12 protein-coding genes are annotated in these 16,701 nt (G+C 61.0%); 1 reads left to right on the forward strand and 11 read right to left on the reverse strand.

Features of this window, described 5'->3' with window-relative positions; genetic code table 11:
• Positions 1 to 39 precede the first annotated feature (39 nt).
• From dbpA to betI, 8 genes are all read right to left on the reverse strand, one after another.
• A complete protein-coding gene (dbpA, locus tag CFE47_RS07025) occupies positions 40 to 1,377 on the reverse strand; it encodes an ATP-dependent RNA helicase DbpA (protein ID WP_233081520.1) in 1,338 nt (445 codons plus the stop codon).
• 130 nt (positions 1,378 to 1,507) lie between these two features.
• Entirely contained in the window at positions 1,508 to 2,935 is a 1,428-nt protein-coding gene (mdtD, locus tag CFE47_RS07030) for a multidrug transporter subunit MdtD (RefSeq protein ID WP_286836067.1), read from the reverse strand.
• A gap of 37 nt (positions 2,936 to 2,972) precedes the next feature.
• Positions 2,973 to 3,821 carry an alpha/beta fold hydrolase gene (locus tag CFE47_RS07035; protein ID WP_286836068.1) on the reverse strand — a complete coding sequence of 283 codons (849 nt, stop codon included), beginning with the start codon at positions 3,819 to 3,821 and terminating at the stop codon, positions 2,973 to 2,975.
• 194 nt (positions 3,822 to 4,015) lie between these two features.
• Positions 4,016 to 5,332: a TldD/PmbA family protein gene (locus CFE47_RS07040; protein ID WP_286836069.1), complete on the reverse strand. Its 1,317-nt coding sequence runs from the start codon at positions 5,330 to 5,332 to the stop codon at positions 4,016 to 4,018.
• A complete protein-coding gene (locus CFE47_RS07045) occupies positions 5,332 to 6,774 on the reverse strand; it encodes a TldD/PmbA family protein (protein WP_286836070.1) in 1,443 nt (480 codons plus the stop codon). The genes CFE47_RS07040 and CFE47_RS07045 overlap by 1 nt, the downstream gene beginning before the upstream one ends.
• Before the next feature lie 215 nt (positions 6,775 to 6,989).
• Positions 6,990 to 8,693 (reverse strand): choline dehydrogenase, encoded by a 1,704-nt coding sequence (gene betA, locus CFE47_RS07050; protein WP_286836071.1) that lies wholly within the window; start codon positions 8,691 to 8,693, stop codon positions 6,990 to 6,992.
• 137 nt (positions 8,694 to 8,830) lie between these two features.
• Positions 8,831 to 10,303, reverse strand: a complete 1,473-nt coding sequence (gene betB / locus CFE47_RS07055; RefSeq protein ID WP_122729546.1) for a betaine-aldehyde dehydrogenase — start codon at positions 10,301 to 10,303, stop codon at positions 8,831 to 8,833.
• A 110-nt stretch (positions 10,304 to 10,413) separates the two neighbouring features.
• Positions 10,414 to 11,007 (reverse strand): transcriptional regulator BetI, encoded by a 594-nt coding sequence (gene betI, locus CFE47_RS07060; protein WP_185709201.1) that lies wholly within the window; start codon positions 11,005 to 11,007, stop codon positions 10,414 to 10,416.
• Positions 11,008 to 11,387: 380 nt separating this feature from the next.
• Between betI and CFE47_RS07065 the strand changes: the two genes are divergently transcribed.
• On the forward strand, positions 11,388 to 13,322 hold the full coding sequence (locus tag CFE47_RS07065; RefSeq protein WP_286836148.1) for a BCCT family transporter: 1,935 nt from the start codon (positions 11,388 to 11,390) through the stop codon (positions 13,320 to 13,322).
• Positions 13,323 to 13,486: 164 nt separating this feature from the next.
• Here CFE47_RS07065 and choV read toward each other — a convergent pair whose 3' ends face one another.
• The 3 genes from choV to CFE47_RS07080 form a co-directional block, all read right to left on the reverse strand.
• The gene (gene choV, locus CFE47_RS07070) at positions 13,487 to 14,665 is read right to left on the reverse strand and encodes a choline ABC transporter ATP-binding protein (protein WP_058426626.1); all 1,179 of its coding nucleotides are present in this window, start codon (positions 14,663 to 14,665) and stop codon (positions 13,487 to 13,489) included.
• Positions 14,662 to 15,507 carry a choline ABC transporter permease subunit gene (gene choW, locus CFE47_RS07075; RefSeq protein ID WP_017735985.1) on the reverse strand — a complete coding sequence of 282 codons (846 nt, stop codon included), beginning with the start codon at positions 15,505 to 15,507 and terminating at the stop codon, positions 14,662 to 14,664. Before choW ends, choV begins: the two co-directional genes overlap by 4 nt.
• 68 nt (positions 15,508 to 15,575) lie before the next feature.
• Positions 15,576 to 16,523, reverse strand: a complete 948-nt coding sequence (locus CFE47_RS07080; RefSeq protein ID WP_185709203.1) for a choline ABC transporter substrate-binding protein — start codon at positions 16,521 to 16,523, stop codon at positions 15,576 to 15,578.
• Positions 16,524 to 16,701: the final 178 nt, after the last annotated feature.

The following is a 16,701-nucleotide window of genomic DNA, read 5'->3' on the forward strand; positions in this document are numbered from 1 at the left end:
CCACATTGATTCGGTTCCTTCAATTGGAACGCAGTGTTCTTACAGGATCCGCACGCGCAACGAACGGCCCTTGATCTTGCCGTCATTCAAACGCTGCAACGCCTGCTTGGCGATGCCACGCTCAACGGCCACAAACGCCTGGAAGTCAAAGATCGCGATCTTGCCAACCTGGGCCCCGGGGATCCCGGCTTCACCGGTCAGTGCACCGAGGATGTCACCCGGACGTACTTTGTCTTTACGGCCAGCAGCGATGCACAGGGTGCTCATCTGTGGCAGCAACGGACCACCGCTTTGCGGCTTGAGGTTGTCCAGTTGGTCCCAGTTCAACGGCGACTTCTGCAGTTGCTCGATGGCTTGGGCGCGGTGGGCTTCGGACGGGGCAACCAGGCTGATGGCGATGCCGGTTTCGCCGGCACGGCCCGTACGGCCCACACGGTGGATGTGAATTTCCGAATCGCGGGCCAGTTCGACGTTGATCACCATGTCCAGCGAGTCAATGTCCAAACCACGGGCGGCCACGTCGGTCGCTACCAGCACCGACGTACTGCGGTTGGCGAACATCGCCAGCACCTGGTCGCGGTCGCGCTGTTCCAGGTCGCCGTGCAGGCCAACGGCAGAGATGCCCTTGGACGTCAGGTGATCCACGGTTTCCTGCACTTGCTGCTTGGTAAAGCAGAACGCCACGCAAGACGCCGGGCGGAAGTGCGCCAGCACCTTGGTGACGGCGTCCATGCGTTCTTCCGGCGAGATCTCGAAGAACCGCTGCTCGATCTGGTCGTCGGAGTGGAACGCTTCGGCCTTCACTTGCTGCGGTGCGCGCATGAATTTTGAAGCCAGCTGCTTGATGCTCACCGGGTAGGTGGCCGAAAACAGCAAGGTTTGGCGGCGCGGAGGGGTCTTGCTGATGATGTCTTCGATGGCGTCGTAGAAGCCCATGTCGAGCATGCGGTCGGCTTCGTCGAGGATCAGCGTGTTCAAGCCGTCCAGTACCAGCGAGCCCTTGCGCAGGTGCTGCTGGATACGGCCCGGAGTGCCGACGATCACGTGGGCGCCGTGTTCCAGCGAGGCGATCTGCGGGCCGAGGGACACGCCGCCGCACAGGGTCAACACCTTGATGTTGTCTTCGGCGCGCGCCAGGCGACGGATTTCCTTGGCGACCTGGTCGGCCAGCTCACGGGTCGGGCACATCACCAGGGCCTGGCAGCCGAAGTAGCGCGGGTTGATCGGGTTCAACAGGCCGATGCCGAAGGCGGCAGTCTTGCCGCTGCCGGTCTTGGCCTGGGCAATCAGGTCCAGCCCCTTGAGGATCACCGGCAAGCTTTGCGCCTGGATCTGCGTCATCTCGACATAACCCAGCGAGTCGAGGTTAGCCAGCATGGCGGCGGACAGGGGCAAAGTATTAAAAGCGGTGGCGATGGAAGTCACGGGACTGGCTCTGCAAAACAAAATGTTGCGCAGTGTACCAGTCCCGCAGGAATTTCCCTGCAAGTTCTAGACGGGAAGCCTGTTAATGCTCGATATCGTGCTCGCGGTTGATCACCCGTTTGCCGTCGGTTGGCGACAATTGCAGGAAGATCGCCGCCGCCAGCATCGCCATGATGCCCACGGTCAGGAAGGTCAGCTGGAAGGCGCCCAGCACGCTTTCCACGCCATCGTTACCGGTTTCTGCGGTGAATCCACCGAGCAACGCGCCGGCGCAAGCCACCCCAAGGCTCAGGGACAATTGCGCCACCACCGACAGCAAACTGTTGCCGCTGCTGGCCTGGGCGTCGTCCAGGTCGATCAGGGTGACGGTGTTCATTGCGGTGAATTGCAGGGAGTTGATTGCTCCCAATATCGCCAGCATGCCCAGCAACAGTGGGTAAGGCGTGTGTTCGCTGACCAGGCCCATGCTCGCCAGCATGATGCCCAGTGCCAGGGTGTTGCCGGTCAGCACGATGCGGTAGCCCAAACGCTCGATCAATGGGCGCGCGATGGACTTGGCAAACATCGCCGCCGCCGCCAGCGGCAGCATGCTCATCCCGGCTTCCGACGGCGAATAACCCAGCGCCACCTGCAACAGCAGCGGCACCAGGAACGGCAACGCGCCGCTGCCCAGGCGCGCAAACAGGTTGCCAAGGATGCCCACGGCAAAGGTGCGGGTCTTGAACAGCACCGGCGAAAACAGCGGGTTATCGATATGCCCGGCGCGCAGCCAATACGCCGCCAGGCACGCCAGCCCGCCGAACAGCAGCAACATCACCCGCAGGTGCGGCAGGTGCAGTTCGCCCAGGCCTTCCATGGCGATGGTGATCAGCACCATCGCCGCGCCAAATAGCAAGAACCCCACGCTATCAAAGCGGGTGCGCTCGCTGCCGCGCAGGTCGGGGATGAATTTCCACACGGCGTAGCAGCCGATCATGCCCACCGGCAGGTTGATCAGGAAGATCCAGTGCCAGGTCAGGTATTGCACCATCCAGCCGCCCATGGTCGGGCCGAGCAATGGGCCGAGCAGGCCGGGGATGGTAATGAAGCCCATGATCCGCACCAGTTCGGAGCGGGGATACGCGCGCAGTACCACGAGCCTGCCGACCGGCAGCATCAATGCGCCGCCCAGGCCCTGGATCACCCGTGCGCCCACCAGCATGGTCAAGCTGCTGGACAGCGCACACAGCAACGAGCCGATGCTGAACAGCATGATTGCGCCAAAGAAGATTCGTTTAGTGCCGAAGCGGTCGGCCACCCAGCCCGATGCCGGAATGAGCAAGGCGACGGTGAGCATGTAGGCGATCACCACGCCTTGCATGCGCAATGGGTTTTCGGCGAGGTCCCGGGCCATGGCCGGCAGTGCCGTGTTCAGAATCGTCCCATCGAGCGACTGCATGAAGAAGGCAATCGCGACCACCCAGGGGAGCCAGCGGGCGGTCTTGGCATCGAGCGGGACGCGATTCGGCATAGAAAACCCTTTTTGTTAGCAGGCTATGTGTCGGCGATTATGCGCCATCCGTCGCGCCTTTTCCCACCAGGAAATCCAGCAAGGCGCGGTGCACCGCCACGGCGGCCTCGGAAGATTCGAGGTCGAGCAAGTGGCCGGTGTGCTCGGCCACTGCAAAGCTGCTGCGCCCCACATATTGCTTGAACAACTCGGCGTCGGCGGCGGGGGTGTATTCGTCCAGTGCACCGTTGAGAAAATGCACCGGTGTTTCGATCTGCCGGAGCGCCGGCAGGTAATTGCCATCGCCAAGGGCCAGCACCTGATGGATATGAAAGCGCGCCTGGCGGTATTCGGTGGTGGCCATGGTCGACAGGTGGCGATGGTTATTACGCTTGAGCGGTGCCGACAGGAATTTGCCCACCGTGTCATTGAGCAAATGGCCGACGGCGGACTTGTCATCGGCCTCGATCAGCACGCGCACGCGTTCCACATAATCGAGCATGGCCTGGTTGAGGCTCGGTGCCAGCGCCATCACCACTGAACTTTTGATCGACGGTGGGTTGTGGGCCAGGGTCAGCAGCGTGGAGATGCCGCCCCAGGAAGCCGACACCAGATGGTTGACCTCAAAGCGCTCCACCAGCGCGCGCAGGATCTGCACCTCGTCGTCCTTGGTCACCAGGTCGAGGTCGGTGTTGTGCTCACGGGAGTAGCCCGAGAAGGGCAGGTCGAACAACAGCACATTGAAATGCTCGGCCAGGCACTTGCTGGTACGGGCGAAGGAGCGGGTGGTGGACAGCGCGCCGTTGACCATCAGCACCGTATCTTTTTGCGGATCGTTGCCCAGTTGCTCGACGTGAACGTTGTAGTGCTTGAACAGCTTTTGTATGACGAAACTTCCCTGGTTCATGTCAACGCTCACTTCCTGTGGGGTGGCGGTATGCCACTAACCGTTATAGCGAGGTTTTTTGCGGGGGACAACTGAGGGCGAGGGAACGGGCGGGAGATGGGAATTGGCGGTAGGAATGGGGTTTAACGAGAAGTCAGAAAACACCACAAAACAATGTGGGAGCGAGCAAGCCTGCTCCCACAGGGGTTTTGCATTTACAACGTCAGGGTCAGGCGTTTGACCAAGGCCCCTGGCAACAGGTTGGACGACGTATTGCGCTGCCCATACGTACTGGCCGACAACAACAATTCCCGCTCCGCCGTCAGCGCTTCCAACTGCGATCCCAGCAGGCTGTACACACTGTCATCAAAGCGCATGGTACTCACCGGCGCCTTGATTTCACCGTCTTCCACCCAGAACGTGGCAAAGCGTGTCATGCCGGTGAGGCGCGCCGCAGGCAGGTCGGAGTAGTTCAGGTACCACAGGTTGCTGATATACAACCCGGTGCCCAACTGCTTGAGGATATCGGCTTGCGCCAGGCTGCCGGCCGCCATCTGCAGGGCACTGGGCGACTCGTCGCTGCTGGCGCCGTTGGTGCTCAAGCCGTATTCGGCAGCGCTGCGGGAGTTGATCAACTCGCCCTCGGCACGTCCCGCATTGATCAACGTGACGTCGCCGCGTGGGTAGCCTTCGCTGGAAAACGCTTCACTCAGGGAGCCGCTGACCTGCTCGTTCACTGTCACCAGCGGGCTCAAGGACTGTTCGCCCGCATACAGTTTTTGCAGCGAGCTGCCTTTGCTGGCGATGGCCTGGGCGGAGAAACCGCCCCAGGTGATGATGCTGATGATTTCTTCCATCGCAGCCGGGGCGAGGTAGGCCCGGTATTGCCCGGGCGCCAGTGTGTGCAGCGGACGCCCGAGGAATGCCAACTGCTCGCGGGCCTGCTGGAAGCGTGCGGCAAATTCGACACTGTCCCAGGTGTGCCCGGCATAGCTGGCCTTGACCGCCTCGCCGTTGGCATGGAACAGGCTGAAATCGAAGTTGAAGCTATTGGCCTGGTGCCAGCCAAAGGCGCCTGATGAACTGGCAAAACCCCGGCTGATGGGGCCGGCGGCATAGAAACCCACCAGGTCCACACCGTCTGCGGCCTGGCTGATGTCTTCCAGCACCTGGGCCAGTTCCGGCAACGGCTGCGCCTGTTCGTTGTTGCTTTGCCAGGCGTTGTGGTTCAACAGCAGATAAGGATCCTGCGGCAGCAATGGCAGAGTTTCGCGCAACTGTTGCAGGCCGTCGGCGAGACGCTGGCGATCCAGTTCCGGTTCGCCGGCCAGGGTGATGCCCAGGTCGGCATGGCGGCCATCATTGATCAGTTTCAGATTGAGGCTGGCCTGCTGCACTTGGCCGGCCTGGCGCACCTTGGCGTGGTTGAAGCGCACAAACTCGGACGACTCGTCCGCATAGCCCAAGTGGAATTGTTCACTGTCGGTGACGGCCTGCTTGAGCCATTCAACCAATGCCTTGAAATTGTTCATCAGGCATCTCCCCCAAACACATCAACGTTGCTGAACACACAGGCCGGCGAGGCATGGCCCACGCGGATCACCTGGTTGGGTTCGCCTTTGCCGCAGTTCGGCGTGCCCAATACCTTGAAGGTGCTGGCGTCGCCGACCGCGCTGAGGTTGCGCCAGAACTGCGCGGAAATCGCCCGGTAGTTGGGGTTTTTCACCACGCCTTTCAGCTCGCCGTTTTCAATCAATTGGCCCCACTCGCAACCGAACTGGAATTTATTGCGTGCATCGTCGATGGACCACGACCGGTTGGTCGACATCAGGATGCCGCTTTCGATACCGCCAATCAGCTGCGCCAGGCTCTTGTCGCCGGCTTCGATATTCAGGTTGGCCATGCGGTCGATGGGCGCGCGGTTCCAACTGCTGGCGCGGCTGTTGGCCACGCCGCTCATGCCCGAACGGTATTGCGACAGCGCACCGCCCAGCGGCTTGAGCAACAGCCCCTCGCGGATCAGGAACTGCTTACTGGCGGCGGTGCCATCGTCGTCATGGCCGTAGCTGGCGAGCTGTTCGGGGATGTCCGGGTCGAAGGTCACGTTGAGCAACGGCGAGCCGTATTGCAGGTGACCGAAGTCGCTGGCCTTCACGAAACTGGTGCCGGCGTAGTTGCGCTCGTCACCCAGGATGCGGTCCAACTCCAGCGGGTGGCCGATGGACTCATGGATCTGCAGGATCATCTGGTCGGGCATCAACAACAGGTCGCGCGGGCCGTTAGGCGTGTTTGGCGCGAGCAGCAGTTGCAGGGCTTCATCGGCGATGCGCGGCGCGGCGCCCACCAGGCCGAAGCGGTTGATCACATCAACGCCGCCCTGCTGGCCAAAGTTGCTGCCGCCGAGGGTGCGGGTCTGGCTGTCATTGCCGTCGTAGGCGGTGACATTGACGCCAGGGAACACAAAGCGCTGGGCCTGGCGCAATTCGGCGCCGGCACTGTTGAGGTAGATCTGTTCGACGTGGGTCAGGCCGAGGCTGACTTCCCAATTGACCAGGCGCTCGTCCTTGGGCACTGCGGCCGACTCGCTGCCGAGCAATTGGTAGCAGTCGCTCAGGGACGGGAAGGGCTGATCGAGTTCAGGCGACAGGTAGTCGGCCACATCGCTGGACACGTATTGGTCGCGCAGGTCCAGCAGGGCATGGGGCTTGATCAATCGAGCTTGCTGCTCGGCACGCTCAAGGGCGGCTTGCAGGCCGGCCAGGGAAATGTCGTTGGTCGCGGCGTAGGTTTCCACACCGTTGAGACGCACGGTGAGCATGGCGCCTTCGTCGTGGTTCAGGTGGGGTGGTTCGGCGACGTTCTTGCGCACGGCCAGGTACTGGCCGGATTCGCGCACGTAACGCAGCGAGAAGAACTCGGCGCGGGTGCGCAGGGCTGCGAAGTGTTGTTTGAGTGTGGCGTGGTGATCGAACATGGGGCCTTCCTTGTGGGCGGCTCGTCGCGGGCAGGCGGACAGAGTAGGCCTGGGCTGGGAGCTGATCAAGGAAAGTGTAGGCGGGTGGTTTTGTGGTGTCGGGTCGGGCCTCATCGCGGGCAAGCCCGGCTCCCACAGGTGATCGAGTTGTTCAGACGAACTCGGTCAACTGTGGGAGCTGGCTTGCCTGCGATAGGGGCACCGCGGTGTATCAGTTACTGTGCAGTTGGACCCACTTCACGCATCGGCTTGCCACGCACCGGCGCATCGCCTGCCACGTAGTAGTCGGCAGTGCTGCGCGGCAGTGGCTGGCGGCCACGGATCTTGTCGGCGATTTTCTCGGCGATCATGATCGTTGGCGCGTTCAGGTTGCCGGTGGTGATGATCGGCATGATCGACGCATCCACAACGCGCAGACCTTGCATGCCATGCACGCGGCCTTCGCCGTCCACGACCGCCATGTCGTCGGTGCCCATCTTGCACGAGCAGGACGGGTGGAACGCGGTTTCGGCGTGCTCGCGGATGAACGTGTCCAGCTGCTCATCGGTTTGCACTTCAATACCTGGGCTGATTTCACGGCCACGGTATTGGTCCAGTGCCGGCTGCTGCATGATTTCACGGGTCAGGCGGATGCCGTCGCGGAATTCCTGCCAGTCTTGCTCGGTGGCCATGTAGTTGAAGAGGATGCTCGGGTAATCCCTTGGGTTCTTCGACTTGAGCTGGATGCGACCACGGCTCGGCGAGCGCATGGAGCCCATGTGCGCTTGGAAACCGTGCTCTTTCACACCGTTGCTGCCGTTGTAGTTAATCGCGACCGGCAAGAAGTGGTACTGGATGTTCGGCCATTCGAATTCTTCACGGGTACGGATAAAACCGCCCGCTTCGAACTGGTTGCTGGCGCCAATGCCGGTGCCGTTGAACAGCCATTCGGCACCAATGGCCGGCTGGTTGTACCAGAGCAGCGACGGGTACAACGACACCGGTTGGGTGCAGGCGTATTGCAGGTACAGCTCAAGGTGGTCCTGCAGGTTTTCGCCGACGCCGGGCAGGTCGTGGACCACCGGGATATCGAGGCTTTCCAGCAGTGGGGCCGGGCCGACGCCGGAGCGTTGCAGCAACTGCGGCGAACCGATTGCGCCGCTGCACACGATCACTTCTTTACGTGCACGGGCTTCAACGCGCTCTTCGGCCGCGCCGATCAGGTAACGCACGCCCACGGCGCGCTTGCCTTCAAACAGCACTTTGTCGCTGAGGGCGTGGGTGACGATGGTTAGCGTGGAGCGCTTCTTGGCGGTGTCCAGGTACCCGCGCGCGGTGCTGGCGCGACGGCCTTTAGGCGTGACGGTACGGTCCATCGGGCCGAAACCTTCTTGCTGGTAGCCGTTCAAGTCGACAGTGCGCGGGTAACCGGCCTGCACGCCGGCTTCAACCATGGCGTGGAACAGTGGGTTGTTGCCCGCTTTTGGCGTGGTCACGCTGACCGGGCCATCGCCACCGTGCCAATCGTTCGGGCCGATGTCGCGGGTTTCGGCTTTGCGGAAATACGGCAGGCAGTCCAGGTAGGTCCAGTCTTCCAGGCCTGGCAGTTTTGCCCAGCCGTCGTAGTCCATCGCGTTGCCACGGATGTAGCACATGCCGTTGATCAGGGAAGAGCCACCCAGGCCCTTGCCGCGACCACATTCCATACGGCGGCCGTCCATGTGTGGCTCTGGATCGGTCTCGTAGGCCCAGTTGTAGCGGCGGCCTTGCAGTGGGAAGGCCAGGGCGGCTGGCATTTGAGTGCGGAAGTCGAAACGGTAGTCGGGGCCACCGGCTTCCAGCAGCAAAACGGTGACGCCTTCGTCTTCGGTCAGACGGGTCGCCAGGGTGTTACCGGCGGAGCCGGCACCCACAATGATGTAGTCGTATTCTTGGGACATTGGATGCACCCTCTTTTGAGATGGTCAGGTCGGGCCTCATCGCGGGCAAGCCCGGCTCCCACAGGGGAATGCATTCCAAATGTGGGAGCTGGCTTGCCTGCGATAGGGCACTCACAGGCAATACAGGGCTCGGGGTGTTAGAACACCGAGGCGTAATCGCCCAGCTCAACCTGTACCGATTTGATGCGGGTGAAGTTGTTCAGCGAGCTGATGCCGTTCTCACGGCCCACACCCGATTGCTTGTAGCCACCGACCGGCATCTTCGCGTCGGACTCGCCCCAGGCGTTGATCCAGCAGATACCCGCTTCCAGCTGATGAATCACGCGGTGGGCGCGGTTCAGGTCCTTGGTCACAAGACCTGCGGCCAGGCCGAAGTCGGTGTCGTTGGCGCGGCGGATCACTTCTTCTTCGGTCTCGTAGGTGAGGATGCTCATCACTGGGCCGAAGATCTCTTCACGCACGATGACCATGTCGTCGGTGCAGTCGGTGAACACCGTTGGGGCCACGAAGGCGCCTTTGGCGAAGTCGCCATCGGTCAGACGGTCGCCGCCGCACAGCAGGCGTGCGCCTTGCTCTTTGCCCTTGGCGATGTAGCCCAGCACGCTTTCCATGTGGGCAAAGCTGACCAGCGGGCCGAAGTTGGTGTTTTCATCTTCTGGGTTGCCCACGCGAATGCGCGCAACACGCTCAACGATCTTGGCTTCGAACGCCGCTTGCAGGTGCTTGGGCACGAACACGCGGGTGCCGTTGGTGCAGACCTGGCCGGAGCTGTAGAAGTTGGCCATCATCGCGGTGTCGGCGGCGCGATCCAGGTCGGCGTCGTCGAAGATGATCAGCGGGGACTTGCCGCCCAGTTCCATGGTCACGTCTTTGAGCGAAGAGCTCGACGCGCTGGCCATGACTTTCTTGCCGGTGTCGGTGCCGCCAGTGAACGAGACTTTCTCGATGCGCGGGTGCTCGGTCAGCCAGGTGCCAACTTCACGGCCACTGCCGGTCAATACGTTGAACACGCCAGCCGGTACGCCGGCTTCGGTGTAGATCTCGGCCAGTTTCAGGGTGGTCAGCGAGGTGACTTCGCTTGGCTTGAAGATCATTGCGTTACCGGCGGCCAGGGCTGGCGCGGATTTCCACAGGGCGATCTGGATCGGGTAGTTCCATGCGCCGATACCGGCGACAACGCCCAGCGGCTCGCGGCGGGTGTAGACGAACGACGTGTCGCGCAGTGGGATCTGCTCGCCTTCGATGGCTGGCACCAGGCCTGCGTAGTATTCCAGCACGTCGGCGCCGGTGACGATGTCGACGTATTTGGTTTCGGAGAACGACTTGCCGGTGTCCAGGGTTTCCAGGGCGGCCAGTTCATCGTTGCGCTCGCGCAGGATGTCGACGGCACGACGCAGGATGCGCGAACGCTCCATGGCGGTCATGGCGGCCCAGATTTTCTGGCCTTTTTCGGCGCTGACCACGGCGCGTTCAACGTCTTCTTTAGTAGCACGTTGCACTTGGGCGAGAACTTCACCGTTAGCCGGGTTGATGGCGTCGAAAGTGGCATCGCTGCCAGCGTCGCTGTAGCCGCCGTCAATGTAGAGTTTTTGCAGGTCGAAACGGGCCATAAAGTCCTCGCAAGTGCATAAGTGGTTGGCGTTAACCGCCGAACAGTGGGCCATAAGGGTGTGGCAACACTGAGCGACAGCAGTTCAGGGGTTGAGCGGTTATGTGTGCTCTAACTCACCTGCTTGGCCAATTGGAAATCCATGTATTCGTAAGCGATCCGTTGCGCCTGTGCCGTGTCGAAAGCGTCTCCCGACAGGGCGCCGCGCAACCATAAACCGTCGATCAGGGCCGCCAGGCCTCGGGCTGCTTTGCGTGCGTGCGGCAGCGGCAGCACTCGGCGGAACTGGCAGCACAGGTTGGAATACAGACGTTGATCGTTGATCCGCTGCAACCGGTGCAATGACGGGTGATGCATGCTGGTGGCCCAGAAGGCCAGCCAGGTTTTCATAGCCGGGCCGTTGACCTGGCTGGCGTCGAAGTTGCCCTCGATGATCACCTGAAGGTGCGCACGTGGGCTGTCGTCCGTAAGGGCCAGCCTGCGTTCGTGGACGTTCTCGATCAGCACATTCATCAAGTACCGCATGGTCGCTGCGATCAGGCCGTTCTTGTCCTGAAAGTAGTGACTGATGATGCCGTTCGAGACGCCGGCCAAACGGGCGATCAGCGCAATGCTGGCATCTCCCATTCCGACCTGATCGATGGCCGTCAAAGTGGCCTCGATCAATTGCTGGCGGCGTATGGGTTGCATACCGACCTTGGGCATGTAGCACCTCTCCTTAGGCCTGCCGACAGGCGATGAACGTCCGTCGGCTTGATGGCCAGTCTATTTTGTTTTGATTGAACGTTCAATCAACAAAGAATAAGATCTGCGACAAATGGTCGCTGCCTACAGATGTTTCCTACCTGGGAGCCGCGACAAATGACACCTGCAAAAACCCTTGAAACGCCCTATCTACTGGTTCGGTAGGGGGGCAAGGTTTTTCGGGGTGTCTTTATAACACCCGTCCGTCGCCTGCCCATAAAGCGATGTCCCGGGATAACCGCTGCCTTGTGTTTCTCTCTCGCACTGCCCGGAGCATCTGCGCCATGAGTTCTGCCTCTCTTATAAAGACCCCGCCAGAAAAGGTGCGGGTCAACGGTTGGGTGTTCTACACCTCCACCGCGTTGATTCTGTTGTTGACTGCCATTCTGATCATCGCCCCGCAGGAGGCCGGGCGCATGCTCGGCGTCGCACAGGCGTGGCTTTCGAAAAGCTTCGGCTGGTACTACATGGTGGTCATCGCCGCCTACCTCGTGTTCGTGGTGGGCCTGGCGTTTTCCTCGTACGGCAAGCTGAAACTGGGCAGCAAGGACGACACCCCGGACTTCAGCTACGGCGCCTGGGCCGGCATGCTGTTCTCGTCGGGCATCGGCATCTCGCTGCTGTACTTCGGTGCATCGGAGCCGTTGGACCACTACTTCAACCCGCCTGAAGGCGCACCCGCCAGCAATGGCGCCGCCCGCCAGGCGCTGCAACTGACCTTCCTGCACTGGGGCCTGCACGGCTGGGCGATCTACGCCCTGGTCGGCCTGGCCGTGGCGTACTTTGCGTACCGCCATAACCAGCCGCTGGCCTTGCGTTCGGCGCTGTACCCGCTGGTGGGCGAGCGTTGGGTGAAAGGCGCGGCCGGCCACGCGGTGGACGGTTTTGGCATGTTCGTGACGCTGCTGGGTCTGGTGACGAACCTGGGGATTGGTTCGATGCAAGTGTCGTCCGGGCTTGAAAACCTGTTCGGCATGGAGCACAGCAACACCAACCTGCTGATCGTGATCATCGTGATGAGCACCGTGGCGACCATCGCCGCCGTGTCGGGTGTGGAGAACGGCATTCGCCGTCTGTCCAACCTCAACATCGTGCTGTTCAGCGGCCTGCTGATCTTTGTGCTGCTGTTTGGCCCGACCCTGCATTTGCTCAACGGCTTGGTGCAGAACACCGGTGACTACCTCAACGGGATCGTGCTGAAAACTTTCGACCTGTATGTGTACGAAGGCGACGCCGACAAGACCGAACGCTGGATGGGCCTGTGGACCCTGTTCTACTGGGCGTGGTGGATTTCCTGGGCCCCATTCGTGGGCATGTTCATCGCGCGTATTTCCCGTGGTCGCACCGTGCGTGAACTGGTGGCGGGCGTGTTGTTGATTCCGCTGGGCTTCACCCTGGCGTGGCTGTCGATCTTCGGCAACTCTGCCCTGGACCTGGTGCTCAACCACGGTGCGGTGGAGTTGGGCAAGACGGCGCTGGAACAGCCGTCGATGGCCATCTACCAACTGCTTGAGCATTACCCGGCGTCGAAAATCGTCATCGGCGTGTCGATCTTTGTGGGCTTCGTGCTGTTCCTGACCCCGGCGGATTCCGGCGCGGTGATGATGGCCAATCTTTCCTGCAAAGGCGGCAACGTGGACGAAGATGCGCCGCACTGGCTGCGGATCTTCTGGTCGGCGGTGATCACCCTGGTGACCATCGGCCTGCTGTTTGCCGGCAACTTCGAAGCCATGCAAACCATGGTGGTGCTGGCGGGGCTGCCGTTCTCGGTGGTGTTGATCTTCTTCATGTTCGGTTTGCACAAGGCGATGCGCCAAGACGTGGCCATCGAACAGGAGCAGGCGCAACTGGCCGAGCGTGGCCGTCGTGGTTTCAGCGAGCGCTTGACCGCGCTGGACCTGCAACCGAGCCAGGGCACGGTGCAGCGTTTCATGGACAAGCACGTAACGCCGGCGTTGGAAGAGGCGGCTGTTGCGCTGCGTGACCAGGGGCTGGAAGTGCAGACCTTGCTCGGTAAATCCAAGCGCTGCATCGGTGTGCGCATCGAGATGGAAGAGGGCAACCCGTTTGTCTACGAAGTGAGCCTGGATGCTTACTCGTCGGCACCGACTGACCTGCCCGAGGAAGAGCGCACCCGTTACTACCGGGCCGAGGTCTACCTGCACAACGGTCCTCAGGAATACGACCTGATGGGCTTTGCCCAGGAACAGATCACCCGGGACGTGCTCGATCAGTTTGAAAGCCATCGGCAGCTCCTTGGCCGGGTCTATAGCTGATAGTTGAAGCAAGCGGCGCCCTCACTGGCGCCGCTTTCCTCACTGTCAAAATAGAGACCAAATGTGGGAGCTGGCTTGCCTGCGATAGCTTTGGTGAATTCACTACAGCTATCGCAGGCAAGCCAGCTCCCACCTGGACCCCGTTTCTCCAGTGGGGTTTGTGGCTAGCCCAGGTTTTTGCCTAGCAGGGCGTGGTAAAGCTCACTGTCTCCCAAGATCCCCACCACCTGGTTGTTGTCATGCAACACCAACTTATTCCCGGTGTGATACCGAATCTGCAACGCATCACGCATGCCGATATTCGAATCCACCAGCGTCGGTAACCGGCCCAAACCTTCCACCGCTTGTCCCGGTGCCCAGTTCTGCAAGTTCATCACTGCGCCATTCTGGCGAGCACCCTTGATGGTGTTGCCTTCGGCCAGGTCCAGCCACGAGTCGCCACCTGGGTCCAGGCACACCGAACCGTTGACGCGCTTGCAGTTGTCCAGGGTGCGCATCAGGCTGCGACCGCACAGTACGTTCAGCGGGTTGGTGTGGGCGACGAAGGTGCGCACGTAGTCGTCCGCCGGGTTCAGCACGATCTCTTCCGGCACGCTGTACTGGATGATCTTGCCGTCTTTCATGATTGCGATTCGGCTGCCCAGCTTGAGGGCTTCATCAAGGTCGTGGCTCACGAAAACGATGGTCTTGCTCAGCTTGCGTTGCAGTTCCAGCAACTCGTCCTGCAGGCCTTGGCGGATCAGCGGGTCGAGGGCCGAGAAGGGTTCGTCCATCAGCAAAATGTCGGCGTCCATCGCCAGCGCACGGGCCAGGCCGACACGCTGCTGCATGCCGCCGGACAGCTCGTCGGGCTTCTTGTTACGCCATTGGGTCAGGCCCACCAGCTCAAGCTTTTCATCCACCAGCTTGCGGCGGTCTTTCTCCGGGCGGCCCTGCATCTCCAGGCCGAAGCTGATGTTTTCGCGCACCGTCAGCCACGGCATCAGGGCGAACTTCTGGAACACCATGGCGATACGCTTGGTGCGCATCATTTTCAGCTCGGCGGGCGTGCAGGACGCGATGTCGATCTGGCGACCTTCATGCTCCACAAACAGCTGCCCACGGCTGACGGTGTTGAGACCGTTGATGCAACGCAGCAAGCTCGACTTGCCGGAGCCCGACAGGCCCATCAGCACGCAGATCTCGCCTTTCTCGATATCCAGGCTGGCTTTTTCAACGCCGACAATCTGCCCGGTTTTTTTCAGGATCTCGTTACGGCTCATGCCCTGGTCCAGCAGCTTGAGCGCTTCGCGTGGGTCTTTGGAGAAGATCACGTCGACCTTGTCGAATCGGATAATGCTCATGCATCACCCCCTACTTTGGCGTCGGGTTGTTTGCAGATGCGGTCGAGCATGATGGCCAGCAAGACGATTGCCAGGCCCGCTTCAAAGCCCAGGGCAATGTCAGCGGTGTTGAGCGCGTTGACCACGGGTTTACCGAGGCCGTCGGCGCCCACCAGGGCCGCGATCACCACCATCGACAGCGACAGCATGATGCATTGGGTAATACCGGCAGCGATGCTCGGCATGGCGTGGGGCAGTTCAATGCGCGAGAGCAACTGACGGCGCGAGCAGCCGAAGGCTTTGCCGGCGTCGAGCAGCTCTTGGGGAACGTCTCGGATACCCAGGTAGGTCAGGCGGATCGGCGCGGCAATCGCGAACACCACCGTGGAAATCAACCCAGGCACCACACCCAGCCCGAAGAGGGTCAGGGTAGGGATGAGGTAGACGAAGGTCGGTACGGTCTGCATCAGATCGAGCACCGGCCGCATCATGGTGTAGAACAACGGTTTGTGCGCGGCAACAATGCCCAGCGGCACACCGATGACCACGCAGACCAGGGTGGCGAACAGCACTTGCGCCAGGGTCTCCATGGTTTCCTGCCAGTACCCCAGGTTCAGGATCAGCAGGAAGGAGGCGATGACAAACACGGTCAGGCCCCATTTGCGTTGAATAAAGTGAGCCAGCAGCGCAATCAGACCGATCAATGCCAGCGGATTGAACCAGGTCAGCGCGAACGTCACGCCGTGGATCATCGTTTCCAGGGTCGATGCGATTGCGTCGAAGTAGTTGGCGCCGTGTTGGGTCAACCATTCGACGAAGGCAGCGATGTACTGGCCTAGTGGGATTTTCTGTTCAGTCAGCATGGTAGTGAATGTCCACATGCGAAGAGGGAAAACATCCCGGGGCAGCGCACCGCCCCGGGGACAACGGATTACTTGGCGAGGTAGGCTTTTACGGCGTCCAGTCCAGGTTTGCCATCAACGGTGGTGACACCGGCGAGCCAGGTGTCGAGCACTTGCGGGTTGGCCTTGAGCCACGCCTTGGCGGCGACGTCAGGCTTCTGTTTGTCGTCCAGGACCTTACCCATCAGGGTGCTTTCCATGTTCAGGGTGAACGACAGGTTTTTCAGCAGTTGGCCAACGTTGCTGCACTCTTGCGTGTAGCCCTTGCGCACGTTGGTATAGATGGTGGCCTGGCCGTAGTTGGGGCCAAACGAATCGTCACCCCCGGTCAGGTACTTCATCTTGAAGCGGGTGTTCATCGGGTGCGGTTCCCAGCCGAGGAACACGATGGCCTGGTCGCGTTTGGAGGCGCGTTCCACCTGCGAGAGCATCCCGGCTTCGCTGGATTCGACCACCTTGAAGCCAGCGGTTTTCAGGCCGAAGGCGTCTTTGTCGATGAGAGTCTGGATGGTGCGGTTGCCGTCGTTACCCGGCTCGATACCGTAGATCTTGCCGCCGAGTTCGTCCTTGAATTTCGCGATATCGGCGAAGTCTTTAAGGCCTTTGTTGTACAGCGCTTCAGGGACCGCCAGGGTGTACTTGGCGTTCTCCAGGTTGGCGCGCACGGTTTCCACGGTGCCGGCATCACGGTACTGCTTGATGTCGTTTTCCATGGTCGGCATCCAGTTGCCGAGGAAGATGTCCATGTTCTTGCCGTCGGCCAGGGACTTGTAAGTCACCGGTACCGAAATCATCGTGGTGCGTGGCTTGTAGCCCAGGCCCTTGAGGACTTCGCTGGTGGTCGCGGTAGTGACGGTGATGTCGGTCCAGCCGACATCGGAGAAGTTGACGGTCTGACATTGTGCCGGTTCTGCAGCGTTCGCCAGGACTGGCAGACTCAGCATGGCGGCCAACAACAACGAGGGTGAACCTTTCATAGGGGTAGACTCCTGTGTTTTTTCTGGCGGCATTCGCCGCGCTTTATAAGTGTTGCGGTTGGAGTGTGCGACGACAGCTCTGGCACGGTGCCTTGCAAACGAGTCGAGACTGATCATGTACCAGTGAAAATCTGACGCCTACAGGGGGCGTCGTATCCAGTACAGGGATGGTCGTATC

The organism is Pseudomonas sp. PGPPP1 (assembly GCF_002255865.1).
GTDB classification, from domain to species: domain Bacteria; phylum Pseudomonadota; class Gammaproteobacteria; order Pseudomonadales; family Pseudomonadaceae; genus Aquipseudomonas; species Aquipseudomonas cremoris.